We start from the raw sequence: 16,804 nt of genomic DNA on the forward strand, positions 1-16,804 counted from the left end.
CATCAGCCGGGGAGTGCGTCCCGCAGGTGCGACGCCGTGTCCTGCAGCGTCTCCTGCGCGGCCTCGGAGACCTGGACCACCTTGTCCTTCGCGCGTCGCGCGAGCAGCTTCTTGTGGGGGTCGGGGTCGAGCATCGACATGAGGAGGCCGCCCAGGATGGAGAGGTTCTTCGTGAAGTGGATCTTCTGGTTGGCGACCATCGCCGGGTCGGACTCCTTCCAGAAGGGGTGGCCCGCGACGGTCGTCGGGAGCATGGTGCCTGCCAGGACCAGCGCAGACAGGCGCGGGAAGCGACCGAGTGCCAGCGTCGTCCCGAACGCGACGTGAAGGGTGCCGTTGATCCGCACCATCGACTCGGCATCGGTCGGGATGGGCACTCCTGGTGCGACCGACTCCACGAGCTCGGCGATGCGGTCGGTGACCGGTTGCACGCGGGCAGCCATCGCGGGGGCGTTGCGGAGCGCGTTGACTCCGCCGTAGACGAACATCGAGGCGAGCAGCGGACGGGCGGCGATGCGCAGCAGGGTCATGGAATCCGGTTCCTCTCGGTGCTTCTCGGGGCTTCGTACGGTTCGGACTAGTCGGACACGAGGTCGGTGAGGGGTACGCCGGTGTCGGCGAGGCGTGCTGGATCGACGCGGGTGCCGACGAGGGCCTTCAGCGGATCGAGGCCGTCGTCCCACATGTTCACGTGCATCGCCGCGCCGACCTCGCCGTCCTCCAGCCAGAACGCGTGGAACGCGAGCCCTCCGGCGGTGCTGTCGGCGTTGCCGCGTACGACCACCTCGGCCGACGACGGGTCCAGCACGTGCCCGACGTACTCCATGCCGAGGTCGTACTGGTCGGTGTAGAAGAACGGCAGCTTGTCGTACGTGACGTCCTGCCCGAGCATCGAGCGTGCGGCGACCGGCCCGGAGTCGTTCGCCATCGCCCAGTGCTCGACCCGGACCCGGCGCCCGAGGCGCGGCTTGTCGGCGGCCGCGATGTCGCCCGCCGCCCACACGGCCGGGTCCGACGTCCGCATCGAGGCGTCGGTGTCGACCCCTCCGTCACCCGCGAGGCCCGCGGCGAGCGCCCACTCGCACTGCGGAGTCGCGCCGATCCCGATCAGGACCGCCGCGGCCGGCACTTCGTCACCGTCGGTCGTGAGCACCGACTCGACGTGGCCGTCTCCCCGGATCTCGGCGACCCCGGTGCCGAGCCGCAGGTCGACACCGTGCTCGCGGTGCAGCGTCGCGAACACCTCGGCGACCCGGTCGCCGAGCACTCGCTGGAGCGGCAGGTCGGCGGTCTCGAGGACCGTGACGGGGACGCCGTGGCTGCGCGCGGCTGCGGCGACCTCCAGACCGATCCAGCCCGCGCCGATGACGACCAGCGGGCCGCCGGCGTCGAGGATCGCCTTGATGCGCTCCGCCTCGGGCATGGTGCGGAGGTAGACGACACCGTCGAGGTCCGCGCCGGTGACGTCGAGGGCCCGCGGCCACGACCCGGTGGCGAGGAGGAGCTTGTCGTAGCCGAGGGTCGTGCCGTCGTCGAGCTCGACGAGCCGGTCCTCGAGCCGGAGCCCGGTCGCCGTGGTCCGCGTGCGCAGGGTGATGTCGTGCGCGTCCCACCAGGACGACTCGTGGACGTAGGCGGACTCCACAGGGTCCGACCCGAGCAGATAGCCCTTCGACAGGACGGGCCGCTCGTACGGAGGGCGGTCCTCGGCGGTCAGGAGGACGATGTCGCCCTCGAAGCCCTCCTCGCGGAGGACCTCGGCCGCCTTCCCGCCCGCCAGACCGCCACCGACCACGACGTACGTCTCGTCTGCCATGACGGCGACCGTACGCCTGCCGAGGCGCTCGCGCTACCGGCTGCGCGCCTCGGAGACGGGTTCGGTCAGGACGAACGTGAACCGCTGGTTGCGGTCGAGCTCGCCGTGGTTGATGCGGAGGGTGGCGACGAGCGGACCCCCGAGGCTGGCGGTGGTCGCATCGAGGACCTGGCTCTGCCGTGCGCGGCTCGCGATCTGCTGGGTGGTCGTCAAGGACGGATCGAGCCCCCACTGCTGCTGCACCGTGCTCCCGCACGCGCTGAGGGAGACGATGGAGATGAGCGGGTTGGACGCCGAGGTCATGCACCTCCCCGCGCCGTTGCCGGAGGCGGCGCGCATCGTCGTCCAGCCGGAGCCGTTCCCGTCGTCCCAGACCCGCCAGACGGTCGCGGACCCGCAGTCGCGGGTCAGGCGGACCGGGGAGGAGCCGCGACCGTCGGCGAGGACGCACTGCGTGCCGAAGCCGATGGGGCGTACGGAGAGGATGCCGGTGCTCGGCAGCCTGATCGGGCCGAGGGTGGCGGCCTCGGAGTCGCCGTGGGCGTTGCGGGCGACCACCTCGTACAGGACCCGACCTCCGTTCGGGGCGTCACGGTCCACGAAGGACGTGGTCGTCAGCGGGGTGGGCCCGGAGACGAGCTCACCCGAGACGGCCAGGGCGGCCGAACGCCCGATCGCTGCCGTGGTGGTGCTGGTGGTGCGGTAGACCTGGTAGCCGTCGGCGCCCGTCACGGCGGACCAGCGCAACGTCACGCCGTCGGGCTCGTCGCTGATCGCGAGGTCGCTCGGCGCACTCGGCACGACCGGTGGCTCCGTCGGCTCGGTCGGCGTGGGCTCCGTGGGCCCGGGATCGGTGGGCGTCGGATCGTCGGTGCCGGGATCGTCCGTGCCGGGGTCGTCTGCCGGAGGCTCGTCCTGCCGCGGATCGTCCGGTACGGGGCCGTCCGCCGGCGGGTCGCCTGCCGGCGGATCGTCCGGCACCGGCGCCGGCACCTGCGACGGGAGCGGCGCCGGGGGGAGGACCTGCGGGAGGGCCTGCGGGACGACGGCGGTCGGGGGCGCGGGCGGTGCAGCGGCCGACGGCGCGGTGTCGTCGGGGGACAGCTGCGACGGGCCAGGCAGCGACAGCGACGGGGTGTCCGAGGCCTGCTCCGAGCTCGGAGTCGTGGGGAGCCCGAGCGTCATGAAGAGCAGCGTGCCCGTCACGGCGGCGCCGACGACGCCGAGCGTGACGCCCGCCGCCGCGAGGCCGTGCGTCGGGGCGGACACGACCCAGTCACGTGCGCGGCCGGCGGTGCTGCCTACCCACCCGGTCGCGCCCGACGCCGCGCCCACGGCGGCCTGCCCGCTGATGTCGGCGACGTACGCGAGTCCGACGGTGCCGAGGAGCACCGGCGCAAGCAGCCCGCGGAGGCCGGAGTTGACCTCGACCAGCTCGAGGTAGACCGCGGTGCAGCGCGCGCAGCCGTCGAGGTGCTCGCGGACCGCGGCGTTGTCGCGCTTGCCGAGCCCCTGCCGGACGTAGGCACCGAGGTGCTCGGTGGTCCACCGGCACTCCTCCGCGGCCGTGTCGGCGAGGTGGACCTGAAGGTACGCCTGGCGGAGTCCCTCGCGTGCACGGTAGGCGAGGGCCGAGACCCCGTTGGCCGTCATGCCGAGGATCGGGGCGATGTCGGCGGGCTTGGCGCCCTCGACGTCGAGGTGCCACAGCACCAGCTGCCAGCGCTCGGGCAGCGACGCGAACGCCTTGGCCGCGGCAGAGTTCTCGAACTGCGCGACGGCCGTGTCGTCGAACTCCACGCCGCTGTCGTACCGCTCGAGGTCGTCGGTCGGCTGCGTGCGCTGCTGAGCGCGCACGCGGTCGATGTGCAGCCGGCGGATCGCCGTGAGGAGGTAGGCGCGGAAGGCGACGTCCGGACCCGCTCCGGCCCGCAGCTGGTCCATGACCTTGATGAACGCCTCCGAGACCAGGTCGTCCGCATCGGGACCGCGGACGAGCTGGCGTGCCATCCGCTGCGCCGCGTCGCGGTGGCGCTCGAACAGCACCCCGTACGCGGCGTTGTCACCGGCACGGACGGCCGAGATCAGCTCGGCGTCGCTCGGCACGGTGGAGTCAGCGGTCTGGTCTTCCATAGCGCCTACCACCGTAGGCGAGAACGGCGGTCGGCAGACAGGTCCTGAGAAAAAGTTGCGAAGTCGCGTCATGGACCGCGATGCCGTCCGTCTCACCGTCATGAAGCACGACGAACCGTGGGCCGGCGCGGCAACCACGACCGGCCGCAACGGATCCGTCCCGCACCAGGTGGGGGCACCCGGTGCACTGGCGGAGTCGTTGTTCCTCGTCCCCACGCGCCACCTGGTGGCGCTGCGGGACGTGCTTCGCAGTGGTGAGGACCCGGAAGGGGTTGCGGTCGAGCTCGGGGCGGCCGCAGCCACGGAGGGGATCGGCTGGAGCGAGCTGTTGCGCGACGTCGAGGACGTCTGTCGCAGCGTCTCGGGCTCGCTCCCTCCGTACGAGGTGGTCCGCGCGATGAGCATCGCGTGGACCGAGACGGCCATCCACGACGCCTACGAGACGTCGTGCGAGGACCCGTTGACCGGGCTGGCGTCGGCGGCGCACCTGCGTTCCCGCCTCGACGACGCCTACCGTCTCGCCGAGCGGTCCGGTGTCAGCGCCTCCGAGACGGCGGCGTTCGTCGTCGTCGAGATCGCTGCCGGATCCGGACCCGATGTCGGCCTGCTTCGCTCGTTGTCGATGCTCGTGCTCGCGGACGCCATGCGGACGTGCTTCGACGGCGACGAGACCATCGCCCGGGTCGGTGAGCACAGGGCGGTCGCCCTGGTCCGCCGTTCCGACGCGATCCGGGGATACCGCGCGCTGCGCGACCTCCTCGAGCGGGCCGTCGACCTGCCCCCGTTGCGCGTCTGGGTCGAGGGTCTTCCCGCGACGAGCGACGCGGCGACGCGGCTGCTCGGTGAGCTCGGCCGAGGAGCGTCGGCGACCGAGCTGGGCTGATCGTCCTCGACGTCCGCTCGCTCTCGGGACGGGCGGACGCCGAGGACGATCAGCACGTCCGTCCGCGAGAAGCGGTCGGGTGATCTGTGGAACGCTGGGGTCATGTGCGGCCGCTATGCCACCACCCGATCGTCTGCCGACCTGAGCGCGGAGTTCGAAGCCGAGCCCGCCGACGACCTCCCCGAGCTGCGACCCGACTACAACGTCGCACCGACCAAGGTCGTCCCGCTCATCCTGGAGCGCCGGTCCAGCGAGGAGCCCGGGACCCCGCGGCGGCTCGTGAAGGGCCTCACGTGGGGCCTCGTGCCGAGCTGGGCCAAGGAGCGGGCGATCGGCAACCGCATGATCAACGCGCGCGCCGAGACGATCGCCGAGAAGCCGTCGTTCCGGGCGGCGTTCGCGAAGCGGCGTGCGATCGTCCCCGCCGACGGCTTCTACGAGTGGTACACGAGCGACAAGCTCAACGCCAAGGGCAAGCCCGTGAAGCAGCCGTTCTTCATCCACTCCCCGGACGGCAGCCCGCTCGCGATGGCGGGGCTGTACGAGATCTGGAAGGACCATTCGCTGCCCGAGGACGACGACGCCGCGTGGCTGTGGACCTTCACGATCATCACGACGACGGCGACCGACGACGTCGGACGCATCCACGACCGCGCACCCATGCTCGTACCCCGTGACCGCTGGAGCACCTGGCTCGATCCCGAGACGGACGACAAGGAGGCGCTCGGGCGGCTCCTCGTCCCCGCGGCTCCAGGAGCGCTCGAGGCGTACCCGGTCTCCACGTCCGTCAACAACGTGCGCAACAACGGCCCCGAGCTCATGGAGCCGATCGCCGTCGAGGGCGAACCGAGCGACAACGGCGCCCAGCCGACGCTCGGAGACCTCTGATGCCGACGATCTCCGAGCGCACCTACGGCACGCCGCACGGGCCCGGCAGGATCGTCTCGCGGCGGTCCGACCACCCGTGGGCGACCCTCGTCCTCACTCACGGTGCGGGTGGCGGCATCGAGAGCCGTGACCTCGAGGTGCTCGCGCGCGGGCTCCCGAAGCTCGGCATCGGTGTCGTACGCATCGAGATGCCCTGGCGTACGGCGGGCAAGCGCATCGCCTCGGCGCCGTCGGTGCTCGACGCCTCGTTCACCGCGCTGGCCGACCACCTGCGACCCCGCGTGCCGCTGTTCGTCGGTGGACGCAGCGCGGGGGCACGTGTCGCGTGTCGGCGCGGTCGCGCGCTCGGTGCCGTCGGCGTCGTGGCGCTCGCGTTCCCGCTCCATCCGCCCGGCAGGCCGGAGCGCTCCCGCGTCGACGAGCTCCTCGGAGCCGGGGTCCCCACCCTGGTCGTACAGGGGGCCAACGACCCCTTCGGTACGCCCGCGGAGTTCCCGTCGGCGACCACGATGGTGGTGCTGCCGGGGGCGGACCACGCCCTGAAGGTCGCCAAGCGGGCCGACCCCGGGCAGGCCGCCGTCGACGCGCTGCTGGTCGACGGCGTGCACGAGTTCGTGCGTCGCCGGGTCGGTCGCGAGGTCCCGTCGGGGGAATGACGCCACCGCCGCGGGCGTTGGACCGGACAGTGCCGCCGAGCCCGGCGGACCGACGACCACAGGAGGATGCGCGTGCTGGCCACGTTGACCCGTCCTGCCGGCTCCACGACTGCCGACCCCGTTGCGGCGGGGCCTTCCGGAGTAGGCTGGACGACGATGAGCGACTCCAGCGACACCGCCGCAACGGTCGTCCCCGACGAGGGGACGGACCGCGCAGAGGCGAGCGAGACCCCCGAGCAGCGCACCGCCCGGTTCGAGCGTGACGCGCTGCCCTTCCTCGACCAGCTCTACTCCGCCGCGCTGCGGATGACCCGCAGCCCGCACGACGCCGAGGACCTGGTCCAGGAGACCTTCGCGAAGGCCTACCAGGCGTTCCACCAGTTCCGGCCCGGCACCAACCTCAAGGCGTGGCTGTACCGGATCCTCACGAACACCTACATCAACTCCTACCGCAAGAAGCAGCGGCAGCCGCAGCAGCAGATGACGGAGGAGATCGAGGACTGGCAGCTCGCGCGCTCAGCGGCCCACACCTCCAGCGGGCTGAAGTCCGCGGAGATGGAGGCGCTCGAGCACCTGCCCGACAGCGACGTCAAGCAGGCACTTCAGCAGCTCCCCGAGGACTTCCGCTACGCGGTCTACCTCGCGGACGTCGAGGGATTCCCCTACAAGGAGATCGCCGAGATCATGGAGACCCCGATCGGCACCGTGATGTCGCGACTCCACCGTGGACGCAAGCAGCTGCGAGAGCTGCTCACCGACTACGCGCGCGAGCGCGGGATGGTTTCGGCAGGTGACCAGGCATGAGTGACGAGATCCGTCTCGAACCCGACTGCCAGCAGGCGGTCGACAAGCTGTACCTCTTCCTCGACCGCGAGCTCGCCGAGGGCGACTGGGACGCCGTCCACGCCCACATCGCCGACTGTGCTCCGTGCCTGACGCAGTTCGACGTCGAGCGGATCGTCAAGGAGCTCGTCGCACGGTCGTGTCGTGAGAAGGCTCCCGAGATGCTGCGGGCGCGTGTGCTGACCTCGATCCGTACGACGGTCACGGTCACCACGACCGAGCGCCGCGCCGAGCCCGACGCGTGAGCAGCATCGACAAGGGCCTGACCGCGACTCTGACCCGGACGGTCGGCGACGACGACACCGCGGCCGCTCTCGGCAGCGGGTCGCTTCCGGTGCTGGCGACGCCTCGCGTGCTGGCCTGGTGCGAGGAGACTACGTGTGCGGCCATCGCCGCACAGATCCCTGACGGCGCGACCTCGGTCGGCACCCGGGTCCGGCTCGACCACCTCGCGCCGAGCCCGGTCGGCGCCACGGTGGCCGTGGTCGCGACCGTGACCGCGGTCGACGGCCGTCTTGTCTCGTTCGAGGTCGTCGCCACCGACTCCGACGGCAGGCTCCTGGCGGAGGGTGAGGTGCGCCGCGTGGTCGTCGACTCCGCACGCTTCCTCGCCCGCGTCGGCGCATGACGTCCTCGCAGTCGATCGGCACGGGCCGCCTGCTCGTCCGACCGGTCCGCCCCGACGAGTACGAACGGGCGGGTGACGTCGTGGTCGCGGCCTACCGCGCCGAGGGCTACCTGACCTTCCCCGACGGCACGGAGGACCACGCCTACGCCACGAAGCTCGCCGACGTCGCGACCCGGGCCGAGGACTCCGAGGTTCTCGTCGTCGAGCTCGACGGCAGCATCGTCGGCACCGTCACCTGGTGTGCGGCGGGCTCGACCATGCGCGAGCGGGCGACGCGCGACGACCAGGGCGAGTTCCGGATGCTCGGCGTCGACCCGGCCGCGGCCGGCCTCGGCGTCGGTACGGCGATGGTGCGGTGGTGCCTGGACCGCGCCCGGGCCGACGGGCTGCGCGAGGTGCTCATCAGCTCGCTCCCGGAGATGGTCCCCGCGCACCGTCTCTACGCACAGCACGGATTCGTACGCCGTGAGGACCTCGACTGGTCACCGGTCCCGGGCACCCAGCTCATCGGCTTCAGCCGCACCATCGACTGACCGCAGCCGAGCGTCGCTCTCCGGCACTCTGCGTGGGGCCCCACGCAGAGTGCCGGCCCCACCGGACGTTTCCGGTGGGGCGTGGAGTCTGCGGTGGGCCCCACGCAGAGTGGCAACGGCGCCGGACATGACGAAGGGCCTCGTACCGGTCTGGTACGAGGCCCTTTCGCGTGAATCAAGCGTTGGGACGCTTGCCGTGGTTCGCGCCCTTCTTGCGACGCGCCCGGCGCTTGCGGCCAGTCTTGCCCATGGGTCCTCCTCGAACTGTGCTGCTTCCATGGTCGCATGCCCGGCCAACCGGCCCGTACGCGACCTCAGGGCACCGCTCAGACGCCGGTCGTGCTCCGCGGGTAGACCGCGTTGACGTCGGTCATGACGTTGACGAGGTACGGGATGCCGGAGGCGAAGGCGCGGTCGAGCGCGACGCCGATCTGCGTCGGATCGGTCACGGTCTCGCCACCGCCGCCGAGCGCAGTGACGATTTCGTCGTAGCGGGTGTTGGGAGCGAGGTCCGCCGCGACGTCGTAGCCGTAGAGGAACTGCATCGGCGCCTTCTCGAGCCCCCAGGCCGAGTTGTTGCCGACGACCATGACGACCGGCAGGTTGTGGCGTACGAGCGTGTCGACGTCGATCAGCGACATGCCGGCTGCTCCGTCTCCGAAGAGGACCACGACCTGGCTGTCCGGGCGGGCGATGCGTGCGGCCATCGCGGCGCCGAGGCCCGCGCCGAGGCAGCCGTACGGGCCGGGGTCGAGCCAGCAGCCCGGGCGTGCCGGCTCGAGGAACTTGCCGGCGAACGACACGAAGTCTCCACCGTCACCGATGACGACCGCGTCCTCGGCCAGGCGGGGGATGAGCTCGCCGTAGATGCGGGCCGGGTGGATCGGGTCGGCCGTGGCGTTGAGAAGGTCGGCGTCGCGCGCGACCGCTGCGGAGACGGCGTCGCGGAGCTGGTCGGCCCACCCGGTCCACGACGGGCGGGCGCCACTCGTCGTCTGCAGAGCGTGCAGGACCTCGTCGAAGCAGCGGGTGAGGTCACCCGAGAGCGAGGCGGCGAGGTTCGCCGACGACGACACCTGGCCGGGGCTGTCGGTGATGTGGACGACACCGGCGTGCGGCGCACCGTCCTTGCCGCCGAAGACGCCGTAGCCGAGGCGGAAGTCGAGCGGCGTGCCGATGACGACGACGAGATCCGCCTTGCCGAAGGCCTGCGAGCGCGCCTTGGTGACGAGCTTGTCGTGGCCTCCGGGGATGACGCCGCGTCCCATGCCGTTCGTGACGGCGGGGATGCCGGTCTCCTCGACGAAGCGCAGCGCGGCCTGCTCGGCGCGGTCCGCCCACACGTCGGTGCCGAGGACGAGCACGGGGCGCTCCGACTGGGCGATCAGCCGTGCGACCTGGGTGACCTGGTCGCCATCCGGCTCGATCGCGTCGGGAAGCCTGCCGTAGTCGGCCCCGCTGACCGTCGTCCTGCTGAAGAGCTGGTCCATCGGCACGTCGAGGAACGTCGGGCCACGGTGCGACGAGCCGGCCAGTGCGAACGCCCGGTCGACCGTGGGTGCGATCTCGTCGGTGGTCTGCGCGGTCCCGGCCCACTTCGAGACCGTCGAGACGATCGGCGGGTGGTCGAGCTCCTGGAGGCTTCCCATGCCCCACGTGTGGGTGGCCGCTCGACCGCCGATCGTCACGAGGGGGGACCCCGCGAAGTGTGCCTGGGCGATCGGGCTCACCCCGTTGGTGACACCCGGTCCGGCCGTCAGGACGGCGAGCCCGGGCGTACGGGTCAGCTTGCCGGTCGCCTCTGCCGCGAAGACCGCAGAGGGCTCGTGACGGACGTCGATGATCCGCGTCGGCTCCTCGGCCTTGACGGCGGCGTCGTACAACGGGAAGACGTGGGCTCCGGACAGCGTGAACATCGTCTCGACGCCGTGCGCGCGTGCGGCGTCGAGGGCATGGTCTCCGCCGTGGCCCTCGCGGCCCTCGGGGGCGGGAGCGTCGGCGGCAGTGGGGGTCTCAGCGGTCATGTGACCTAGGTTACCTACCGGTAGAACCCGTCACCGTCCGGTGGTGACCGTCCTGCGTCCGCTGGTCGTCGTGGCGAACAGCCAGGGGGTCTCGCTGCGGATCTGCTCGATCGCTGCCAGGAGCAGGTCGGCGCGGTGCGGCGGCTGCGCGGCGAACAGCTCGTCGTCGCCGGCAACCCCGGCCCGCCCCTTCACGCCCAGGGCGAGCTGGATGTAGAGCGCTCGCAGGAAGCGCGACGTGTTGTACGCCGCCGGCGTGGGCCACTCGCCGGCGGAGCTGCCGCGGGTGCGCGGGCGCTGCGTCCCGGCGCCGAGGCGCGCGAGCCAGGGCTCGACGACGTTGGGGGAGACGACGCCGCGGTGGAGGACGGCCATCGCGGCGTAGGCGAGGCGGTCGTCCTCACCGTGGTGCAGGACGTGCTCGGTGGGGATCAGGAGCCGGTCCGCGATCACGTCGAGGAGGACGGTGAGCTCCAGCATGTCGAAGTGCGGCGAACGGGCGAGAGCCCCGAGCAGGTCGGCGCCGTTCGCGAGCGCGTGCGCCCAGCCCGCGTCAGGGATCCAGCCCCGGAGGTCCTTCTCGCGGACCAGCCAGGAGGTGGCCTGGTCGCCCCAGCCCATGACGGTCGCCGCCGGAAGGAGCTGCATCTCGTTGTCGCGGCCGATGATCTCGGAGAGGACCAGAGCGGTGTAGGAGCGACGGAGCACGGTCAGGTCGCCCTGGTTGCCGAGCCCGGCACGCAGACCGGTCACCACACCGTTGCCGAACCCCCGCAGCAGCCCGTCGTACTCGCCCGTGCTGATCCACGTCGCGAGCAGCGGGAAGGCGATGCCGTCGCGGGTCTCCGCATCGGGACTCGCCAGCATGTCGACGAGCTCGAGCGTGAGGTCGTTGAGGGACCGATCGCTCGGGACGGTCATCCCGGCGTCGATCACTGAACGCCAGTACGCCTCGGACACGGGGCTATCGTCGCACGGTCGGGAGTCGGAAGGGGAGTCGGGCCGACAACTGTCCGACAGCGGGCGGTTGGCCCGGTTCGACGCTGGATACGCTGGATCCGTGCCCTCACTCGACGACGTCGCCAGCCACCAGACCAGCCTCGACGCTGCGGACATGGAGTGGCTCCACCAGCTCGTCGCCGACTGGCAGATCCTGTCGGACCTCTCGTTCGCCGACCTCGTCCTGTGGCTCCCGGACGCCGAGGGCAAGGGCTTCTGGGCGGGCGCGCAGATGCGCCCGACCACCGGCGTCACCGCACACCTCGACGACGTCGTGGGCGACTTCGTCCCGCGCAACCGCCGTCCCACCATCGATGCCGCCTACCGCGACGGCCGCGTCGTACGCGAGGGCGATCCTGAGTGGCGTGACGACATCCCGGTCCGGCTGGAGACCATCCCGGTCCGCCGGGACGGCAACGTCATCGCGGTCATCGCCCGGAGCACCAACCTGCTGGGGGTGCGTACGCCCAGCCGTCTCGAGCTCGCCTACCTGTCGATGGCCGACGACCTGACCGAGATGATCTCCGAGGGCGCGTTCCCGCTCTCCGGCGAGCAGTCGGACCTCTCACACTCCCCACGCGTCGGCGACGGCCTGATCCGTACGGATGCCGAGGGTTGCGTGGTGTACGCGAGCCCCAACGGCGTGTCGGCCTTCCGACGGCTCGGCGTCACCGGCGATCTCGAGGGCGCGGATCTCGCCGAGGTGGCCAGGGTGCTCATCGCAGCCCCCAACCGACCGACCGACCAGGCGATGCGTCCGGCGCTGACCGGCCGCAGCGGCGCCGAGGCGGAGCTGGAGAACGGCGACGCCTCACTGAGCCTGCGCTCCATCCCCTTGCGCTCCTCCGGCCATCCGTCCGGAGCTCTCGTGCTGCTGCGCGACGTCACCGAGCTGCGGCGCAGGGAGCGGGAGCTGATGAGCAAGGAGGCGACGATCCGCGAGATCCACCACCGTGTCAAGAACAACCTGCAGACCGTGCAGGCTCTGCTGCGGCTCCAGGCGCGGCGGATGGACTCCGGTGCAGGACGCGAGGCCCTCGAGGAGGCGGTGCGCCGGATCGAGTCGATCGCCGTCGTCCACGAGACCCTGAGCCAGGCTTTCGACGACATGGTCCAGTTCGACGAGGTGGCCGACCGGTTGAGGACGATGGTCGCGGAGGTCGCGTCGGCGGCGCGGAGCGTGACCACCGAGCGGGTCGGCGCCTTCGGCGAGCTCCCGGCCGAGATCGCGACGCCGCTCGCGATGGTGCTGACCGAGCTCATCCAGAACGCCGCCGAGCACGCCTTCGGCGAGGAGGAGCGTGGGCACGTCGTGCTGGAGGTGCGGCGCCGTGGCGACCGGTTGGACATCTCCGTGCTGGACGACGGGGTCGGGCTGCCGGCGGGGTTCGACCCGCGCGCCACGACGAGCCTCGGGGTCTCGATCGTCGCCACGCTGGTCGAGTCGGAGCTGGGTGGCGTGCTGTCGTTCGGGCCGCGGCACCCCGCCACGGGCGGGGGAGGGACGCGGGTCCGGATCGAGGTCCCGCTGTCGGGTCGCTGACGGCGGCGCTCCACGGGCCGGCATCCGGGGGCGGACGTACGAAGGTCCCGCCCCCGCGGTGCGGGAACGGGACCTGGATACGACGGCGTACGGCCTGCGCGGCCGCGCCGGTCAGGCAGTGCGGATGCGGGCGCGAGCCGTACGGCGCTTGAGCGCGCGACGCTCGTCCTCGCTCATGCCACCCCAGACACCGTGGTCCTGTCCGGACTCCAGCGCCCACGTGAGACACTGCTCGCGGACGTCGCAACGGCGGCACACCACCTTGGCATCCTCGACCTGCGAGATCGCCGGTCCCGTACTCCCGATCGGGAAGAACAGCTCCGGGTCCTCGTCGAGGCAGGCAGAGTGGTGACGCCAGTCCATGGCGAAACGTCCTTTCTTCTGACCGTGGGGCTAAGCACGATCTCGCGTTGTGAATCGCTTCACGAATAGGGTGGAGACGGACCATCCCAAACCGTGGAGTGGGGGTTGGTCCGAGCTTCCGATCTGCCGTTCGCGGCCCGGAATCTGGCGGTTCACGCCGGGCAATCTCCGCGCCGCGCAGCAGCACTAAGATCGTCGCAAGAAACCTGGGTTAACACAAGAGCAATAGAACGGAAGGGGCCTGTCTCGTGGGTCACACAACACCCTCGCCGACCCCGAGGATCAGGACCGCTGCACTGCTCGTCGCCGTCGAAGGACTTGCCATCGCGGCCTTCGGTGTGCTTGACCTCCTCGACCTCCATCGTGACCGTGTCGTCCTGGCCGTCGTGACGTCGCTGTTCTTCTTCGCCTACGCGTCCCTCCTGCTGGCCAGCGCGCGCGGACTCTGGCGCCTCCAGGTCTGGGTCCGCGCCCCGATTGCGTTCACGCAGCTCATCCAGCTCGGCATCGCCTGGAACCTCCGTGACGCCTCTCCGGCACTGTCAGGTGTTCTCGCCGTGACAGCCGCGGTCGTGCTCTGGGGCACCCTCTCGCCCGGCACCAGCACCCTCCTCCGTGAGGTCGACGAGGCGGCGCACGACTCACCGTCGTGAGCGGTGTGGTTGAATTGCCGACGGGGTCACCCCCTCGTCACCGCTCCCGCGGCCAGACCGGCCGTGCGTGGGGCTCCGGTGTCCGGTCCCGTTCTTGACCGGTTCGTCCAGATCACAGGGCACGTCCGTGCCGATGTGGACCCTTCCTTCCCAGCTCCCAGTGAGGTTTCGTCGTGGTTGCCGAGTCAGTCGACCGTTTCCCGTTCTCGTCACAGTTCGCGGGAGATCCGGTATTCGACGTACACCGTGGCGGCAAGATGGAGATCGCGGCCACCGCGCCGTTGCGGGACGCCGACGACCTGTCGCTGTCGTACACGCCGGGTGTGGCCCGCGTTTGCGAGGCGATCGCCGAGGATCCCGCGGTCGCCGACGACTACACCTGGGTCTCCAACACCGTCGCCGTCATCACCGACGGCTCCGCCGTGCTCGGGCTCGGTGACATCGGTCCGACGGCCTCCCTGCCTGTGATGGAGGGCAAGGCCATCCTGTTCAAGCAGTTCGGCGGCGTGGACGCCATCCCGCTCGCGCTGGACGTGCGTGACCCCGATGACTTCGTCGACACCGTCGTCCGGATGGCGCCGAGCTTCGGTGGCATCAACCTCGAGGACATCGCGGCGCCCCGGTGCTTCGAGATCGAGCGGGCGCTCCAGGCGCGTGTGGACATCCCGGTGTTCCACGACGACCAGCACGGTACGGCGATCGTCACGCTGGCCGCCCTCCTCAACGCTTTGCGCCTCACCGGCCGTGACGCCGCGGACACCAAGGTCGTGATCTCGGGTGCGGGCGCCGCCGGAGTGGCGATCGCGCGCATCCTCCTCGCGAGCGGCATCCGCAAGCTCGCCGTCGTCGACCGCGGGGGCGTCGTCCACCCTGCACGGACGGACCTGACGCCGATCAAGGCGGAGATCGCGTTCGAGACGAGCGAGTGGGGTCGTACGGGGCAGCTGCCCGACGCCCTCGACGGCGCGGACGTGTTCATCGGCGTGTCGGGCGGCACGGTCGGTGAGTCCGCCATCGAGCGGATGGCCGACGACGCGATCATCTTCGCGCTGGCCAACCCGACGCCTGAGGTCCACCCGGACATCGCCCGGCGGCACGCGCGGGTGGTCGCGACCGGCAGGTCGGACTACCCGAACCAGATCAACAACGTGCTCGCGTTCCCCGGCCTGTTCCGCGGTGCGCTCGACGTCCGCGCCTCGAAGGTGACCGAGGGCATGAAGGTCGCCGCAGCGCGCGCGCTGTCCGACCTGGTCGGTGACGCACTGTCCGAGTCGTACGTCGTCCCGTCGCCCTTCGACGATCGCGTGGCGCCGGCGGTGGCGGGGGCGGTGATGGCGGCGGCTCGTCGCGACGGTGTCGCGCGTCGGTAGGGCGACGGTGTCGCGCGTCGGTAGGGCGACGGTGTCGCGCGTCGGTGGGGCGACGGTGTCGCGCGTCGGTGGGGCGACGGTGTCGCGCGTCGGTGGGGCGACGGTGTCGCGCGTCGGTGGGGCGACGGTGTCGCGCGTCGGTGGGGCGACGCTCCCGCTGGTCGAGGCCGGAGCGCCAGCGGAGGATCGAGACCCCAACTCACCGCAACGTCACGCCCCGCGCCGGACCCCGCCGGAGCCCGCGAGCAGCCGTCGGTAAGGTGCGGACATGTTTGCCGTGTACGCCGAGTCCTTCAGCAACGACGATCCGCTCTCCGGCCTCGTGGTGGGTGAGCGACCAGACCCCGAGGCGCCCGACGGGTGGACCACCGTCACCGTCAAGGCTGCGTCGCTGAACCACCACGACGTGTGGTCCCTGCGAGGGGTGGGCCTGCGCGAGGAGTCGTTGCCGATGATCCTCGGCTGTGACGCCGCTGGCTACGACGAGGACGGCAACGAGGTCGTCGTCCACGCCGTGATCAGCGACCCGTCGTGGTCGGGTGACGAGACGCACGACCCGAAGCGGTCGCTGCTGTCCGAGCGCTACCAGGGCACGTTCGCGGACCAGGTCGTCGTGCCGCGTCGCAACGTCGTCCCGAAGCCTGCCGGCCTTTCGTTCGAGGAGGCCGCGTGCCTCCCGACGGCGTGGCTGACGGCGTACCGGATGCTCTTCACCCAGTCGGGGCTCAAGCCGGGTGACACCGTGCTCGTACAGGGCGCCGGAGGTGGTGTCTCGACCGCGCTGATCACGCTCGCACGCGCGGCGGGGATCCGGGTGTTCGCGACCAGCCGTGACGGGGCGAAGCGCGCCCGCGCCCTCGAGATCGGCGCGAACGACGTCTTCGAGTCCGGTGCGCGCCTTCCCGTGCGGGTCGATGCCGTCATGGAGACCGTCGGCGCTGCGACGTGGTCGCACTCGATCAAGGCGCTCAAGCCCGGCGGCACTCTGGTGATCGCGGGCGCGACGTCGGGCAACAACCCGTCGCAGGCCGAGCTCACGCGCATCTTCTTCCTCCAGCTACGCATCCAGGGCTCGACGATGGGCACGCGTACGGAGCTGGCTCAGCTCGTCGAGTTCCTCGACGTCACCGGCACCCGCCCGCTCATCGATCAGGTCATCCCGATGACCGAGGCCGAGCGGGGATTCGCCGCCGTGGCGTCGGGCGACGTGTTCGGCAAGATCGTCCTCACCCGCTGACGCCGACGCGCACGACGAAGGCCCGCCGATCCAGGATCGGCGGGCCTTCGTGGTCTCAGTCGTCCTCGTCGTCGAGGCGTGCCAGCCAGGTGGCCAGCCGCTCGACCGGCACCTCGAACTCAGGATTGAGGTCGACGAACTCCTGAAGCCGCTCCGAGAGCCACGCGAACGTGACCTCCTCGTCGCCGCGGCGCGAGTCGAGCTCCTCGATCCCTCTGTCGGTGAAGTACACGGT

19 protein-coding genes are annotated in these 16,804 nt (G+C 71.2%); 11 read left to right on the forward strand and 8 right to left on the reverse strand.

Features of this window, described 5'->3' with window-relative positions; genetic code table 11:
- Positions 1–2: 2 nt before the first annotated feature.
- Genes AB3M34_RS07035 through AB3M34_RS07045 form a run of 3 tightly spaced genes read right to left on the reverse strand, consistent with a single transcriptional unit; the run spans position 3 to position 3,949 of the window.
- Positions 3–530, reverse strand: a complete 528-nt coding sequence (locus tag AB3M34_RS07035; RefSeq protein ID WP_370618520.1) for a DoxX family protein — start codon at positions 528–530, stop codon at positions 3–5.
- Positions 531–577: 47 nt separating this feature from the next.
- Entirely contained in the window at positions 578–1,816 is a 1,239-nt protein-coding gene (locus AB3M34_RS07040) for an NAD(P)/FAD-dependent oxidoreductase (protein WP_370618521.1), read from the reverse strand.
- A gap of 33 nt (positions 1,817–1,849) precedes the next feature.
- Positions 1,850–3,949 (reverse strand): sigma-70 family RNA polymerase sigma factor, encoded by a 2,100-nt coding sequence (locus AB3M34_RS07045; protein ID WP_370618523.1) that lies wholly within the window; start codon positions 3,947–3,949, stop codon positions 1,850–1,852.
- A 70-nt stretch (positions 3,950–4,019) separates the two neighbouring features.
- Here AB3M34_RS07045 and AB3M34_RS07050 point away from each other — a divergent pair, with 70 nt between their 5' ends.
- The 7 genes from AB3M34_RS07050 (at position 4,020) to AB3M34_RS07080 (ending at position 8,380) form a co-directional block, all read left to right on the forward strand.
- The gene (locus tag AB3M34_RS07050) at positions 4,020–4,832 is read left to right on the forward strand and encodes a hypothetical protein (protein ID WP_370618525.1); all 813 of its coding nucleotides are present in this window, start codon (positions 4,020–4,022) and stop codon (positions 4,830–4,832) included.
- Between the two features lie 102 nt (positions 4,833–4,934).
- On the forward strand, positions 4,935–5,720 hold the full coding sequence (locus AB3M34_RS07055) for an SOS response-associated peptidase (RefSeq protein ID WP_370618527.1): 786 nt from the start codon (positions 4,935–4,937) through the stop codon (positions 5,718–5,720).
- On the forward strand, positions 5,720–6,376 hold the full coding sequence (locus AB3M34_RS07060; protein WP_370618529.1) for an alpha/beta family hydrolase: 657 nt from the start codon (positions 5,720–5,722) through the stop codon (positions 6,374–6,376). The genes AB3M34_RS07055 and AB3M34_RS07060 overlap by 1 nt, the downstream gene beginning before the upstream one ends.
- A gap of 156 nt (positions 6,377–6,532) precedes the next feature.
- Entirely contained in the window at positions 6,533–7,180 is a 648-nt protein-coding gene (locus AB3M34_RS07065) for a sigma-70 family RNA polymerase sigma factor (protein ID WP_370618531.1), read from the forward strand.
- A complete protein-coding gene (rsrA, locus tag AB3M34_RS07070) occupies positions 7,177–7,464 on the forward strand; it encodes a mycothiol system anti-sigma-R factor (RefSeq protein ID WP_370618533.1) in 288 nt (95 codons plus the stop codon). The genes AB3M34_RS07065 and rsrA overlap by 4 nt, the downstream gene beginning before the upstream one ends.
- On the forward strand, positions 7,461–7,847 hold the full coding sequence (locus AB3M34_RS07075) for a thioesterase family protein (RefSeq protein WP_370618535.1): 387 nt from the start codon (positions 7,461–7,463) through the stop codon (positions 7,845–7,847). Before rsrA ends, AB3M34_RS07075 begins: the two co-directional genes overlap by 4 nt.
- Complete coding sequence (locus tag AB3M34_RS07080) at positions 7,844–8,380, forward strand: GNAT family N-acetyltransferase (protein WP_370618537.1); 537 nt, start codon at positions 7,844–7,846, stop codon at positions 8,378–8,380. Before AB3M34_RS07075 ends, AB3M34_RS07080 begins: the two co-directional genes overlap by 4 nt.
- A gap of 175 nt (positions 8,381–8,555) precedes the next feature.
- On the opposite strand, the gene AB3M34_RS07085 is transcribed toward AB3M34_RS07080, so the two are convergent.
- The 3 genes from AB3M34_RS07085 to AB3M34_RS07095 all read right to left on the reverse strand — a co-directional run bounded on the left by AB3M34_RS07085 (position 8,556) and on the right by AB3M34_RS07095 (position 11,364).
- A complete protein-coding gene (locus tag AB3M34_RS07085) occupies positions 8,556–8,630 on the reverse strand; it encodes a 50S ribosomal protein bL37 (protein ID WP_369797015.1) in 75 nt (24 codons plus the stop codon).
- Positions 8,631–8,706: 76 nt separating this feature from the next.
- Entirely contained in the window at positions 8,707–10,404 is a 1,698-nt protein-coding gene (locus tag AB3M34_RS07090; RefSeq protein ID WP_370618539.1) for an acetolactate synthase, read from the reverse strand.
- Positions 10,405–10,434: 30 nt separating this feature from the next.
- Positions 10,435–11,364 carry a DUF2785 domain-containing protein gene (locus AB3M34_RS07095; protein ID WP_370618541.1) on the reverse strand — a complete coding sequence of 310 codons (930 nt, stop codon included), beginning with the start codon at positions 11,362–11,364 and terminating at the stop codon, positions 10,435–10,437.
- 100 nt (positions 11,365–11,464) lie between these two features.
- Here AB3M34_RS07095 and AB3M34_RS07100 point away from each other — a divergent pair, with 100 nt between their 5' ends.
- A complete protein-coding gene (locus AB3M34_RS07100; RefSeq protein WP_370618542.1) occupies positions 11,465–12,946 on the forward strand; it encodes a sensor histidine kinase in 1,482 nt (493 codons plus the stop codon).
- Between the two features lie 111 nt (positions 12,947–13,057).
- Here AB3M34_RS07100 and AB3M34_RS07105 read toward each other — a convergent pair whose 3' ends face one another.
- A complete protein-coding gene (locus AB3M34_RS07105; RefSeq protein WP_149769357.1) occupies positions 13,058–13,309 on the reverse strand; it encodes a WhiB family transcriptional regulator in 252 nt (83 codons plus the stop codon).
- Positions 13,310–13,557: 248 nt separating this feature from the next.
- Here AB3M34_RS07105 and AB3M34_RS07110 point away from each other — a divergent pair, with 248 nt between their 5' ends.
- From AB3M34_RS07110 to AB3M34_RS07120, 3 genes are all read left to right on the forward strand, one after another.
- Positions 13,558–13,962 (forward strand): hypothetical protein, encoded by a 405-nt coding sequence (locus tag AB3M34_RS07110; protein ID WP_370618544.1) that lies wholly within the window; start codon positions 13,558–13,560, stop codon positions 13,960–13,962.
- 257 nt (positions 13,963–14,219) lie between these two features.
- A complete protein-coding gene (locus AB3M34_RS07115) occupies positions 14,220–15,332 on the forward strand; it encodes an NAD(P)-dependent malic enzyme (RefSeq protein ID WP_370618546.1) in 1,113 nt (370 codons plus the stop codon).
- A 268-nt stretch (positions 15,333–15,600) separates the two neighbouring features.
- On the forward strand, positions 15,601–16,569 hold the full coding sequence (locus AB3M34_RS07120) for a zinc-binding dehydrogenase (protein WP_370618548.1): 969 nt from the start codon (positions 15,601–15,603) through the stop codon (positions 16,567–16,569).
- Positions 16,570–16,624: 55 nt separating this feature from the next.
- On the opposite strand, the gene AB3M34_RS07125 is transcribed toward AB3M34_RS07120, so the two are convergent.
- Positions 16,625–16,801, reverse strand: a complete 177-nt coding sequence (locus AB3M34_RS07125; RefSeq protein ID WP_163695435.1) for a DUF6104 family protein — start codon at positions 16,799–16,801, stop codon at positions 16,625–16,627.
- Positions 16,802–16,804 lie beyond the last annotated feature (3 nt).

Source organism: Mumia sp. Pv4-285 (assembly GCF_041320275.1).
In the GTDB taxonomy this organism is placed as follows: domain Bacteria; phylum Actinomycetota; class Actinomycetes; order Propionibacteriales; family Nocardioidaceae; genus Mumia; species Mumia qirimensis.

Bases quoted from the DNA above. Each gene is read 5' to 3' on its own strand.
- AB3M34_RS07035 (WP_370618520.1), bottom strand. From the start codon at position 530: ATGACCCTGCTGCGCATCGCCGCCCGTCCGCTGCTCGCCTCGATGTTC.
- AB3M34_RS07040 (WP_370618521.1), bottom strand. From the start codon at position 1,816: ATGGCAGACGAGACGTACGTCGTGGTCGGTGGCGGTCTGGCGGGCGGG.
- AB3M34_RS07045 (WP_370618523.1), bottom strand. From the start codon at position 3,949: ATGGAAGACCAGACCGCTGACTCCACCGTGCCGAGCGACGCCGAGCTG.
- AB3M34_RS07050 (WP_370618525.1), top strand. From the start codon at position 4,020: ATGGACCGCGATGCCGTCCGTCTCACCGTCATGAAGCACGACGAACCG.
- AB3M34_RS07055 (WP_370618527.1), top strand. From the start codon at position 4,935: ATGTGCGGCCGCTATGCCACCACCCGATCGTCTGCCGACCTGAGCGCG.
- AB3M34_RS07060 (WP_370618529.1), top strand. From the start codon at position 5,720: ATGCCGACGATCTCCGAGCGCACCTACGGCACGCCGCACGGGCCCGGC.
- AB3M34_RS07065 (WP_370618531.1), top strand. From the start codon at position 6,533: ATGAGCGACTCCAGCGACACCGCCGCAACGGTCGTCCCCGACGAGGGG.
- rsrA (WP_370618533.1), top strand. From the start codon at position 7,177: ATGAGTGACGAGATCCGTCTCGAACCCGACTGCCAGCAGGCGGTCGAC.
- AB3M34_RS07080 (WP_370618537.1), top strand. From the start codon at position 7,844: ATGACGTCCTCGCAGTCGATCGGCACGGGCCGCCTGCTCGTCCGACCG.
- AB3M34_RS07090 (WP_370618539.1), bottom strand. From the start codon at position 10,404: ATGACCGCTGAGACCCCCACTGCCGCCGACGCTCCCGCCCCCGAGGGC.
- AB3M34_RS07105 (WP_149769357.1), bottom strand. From the start codon at position 13,309: ATGGACTGGCGTCACCACTCTGCCTGCCTCGACGAGGACCCGGAGCTG.
- AB3M34_RS07115 (WP_370618546.1), top strand. From the start codon at position 14,220: ATGGAGATCGCGGCCACCGCGCCGTTGCGGGACGCCGACGACCTGTCG.
- AB3M34_RS07120 (WP_370618548.1), top strand. From the start codon at position 15,601: ATGTTTGCCGTGTACGCCGAGTCCTTCAGCAACGACGATCCGCTCTCC.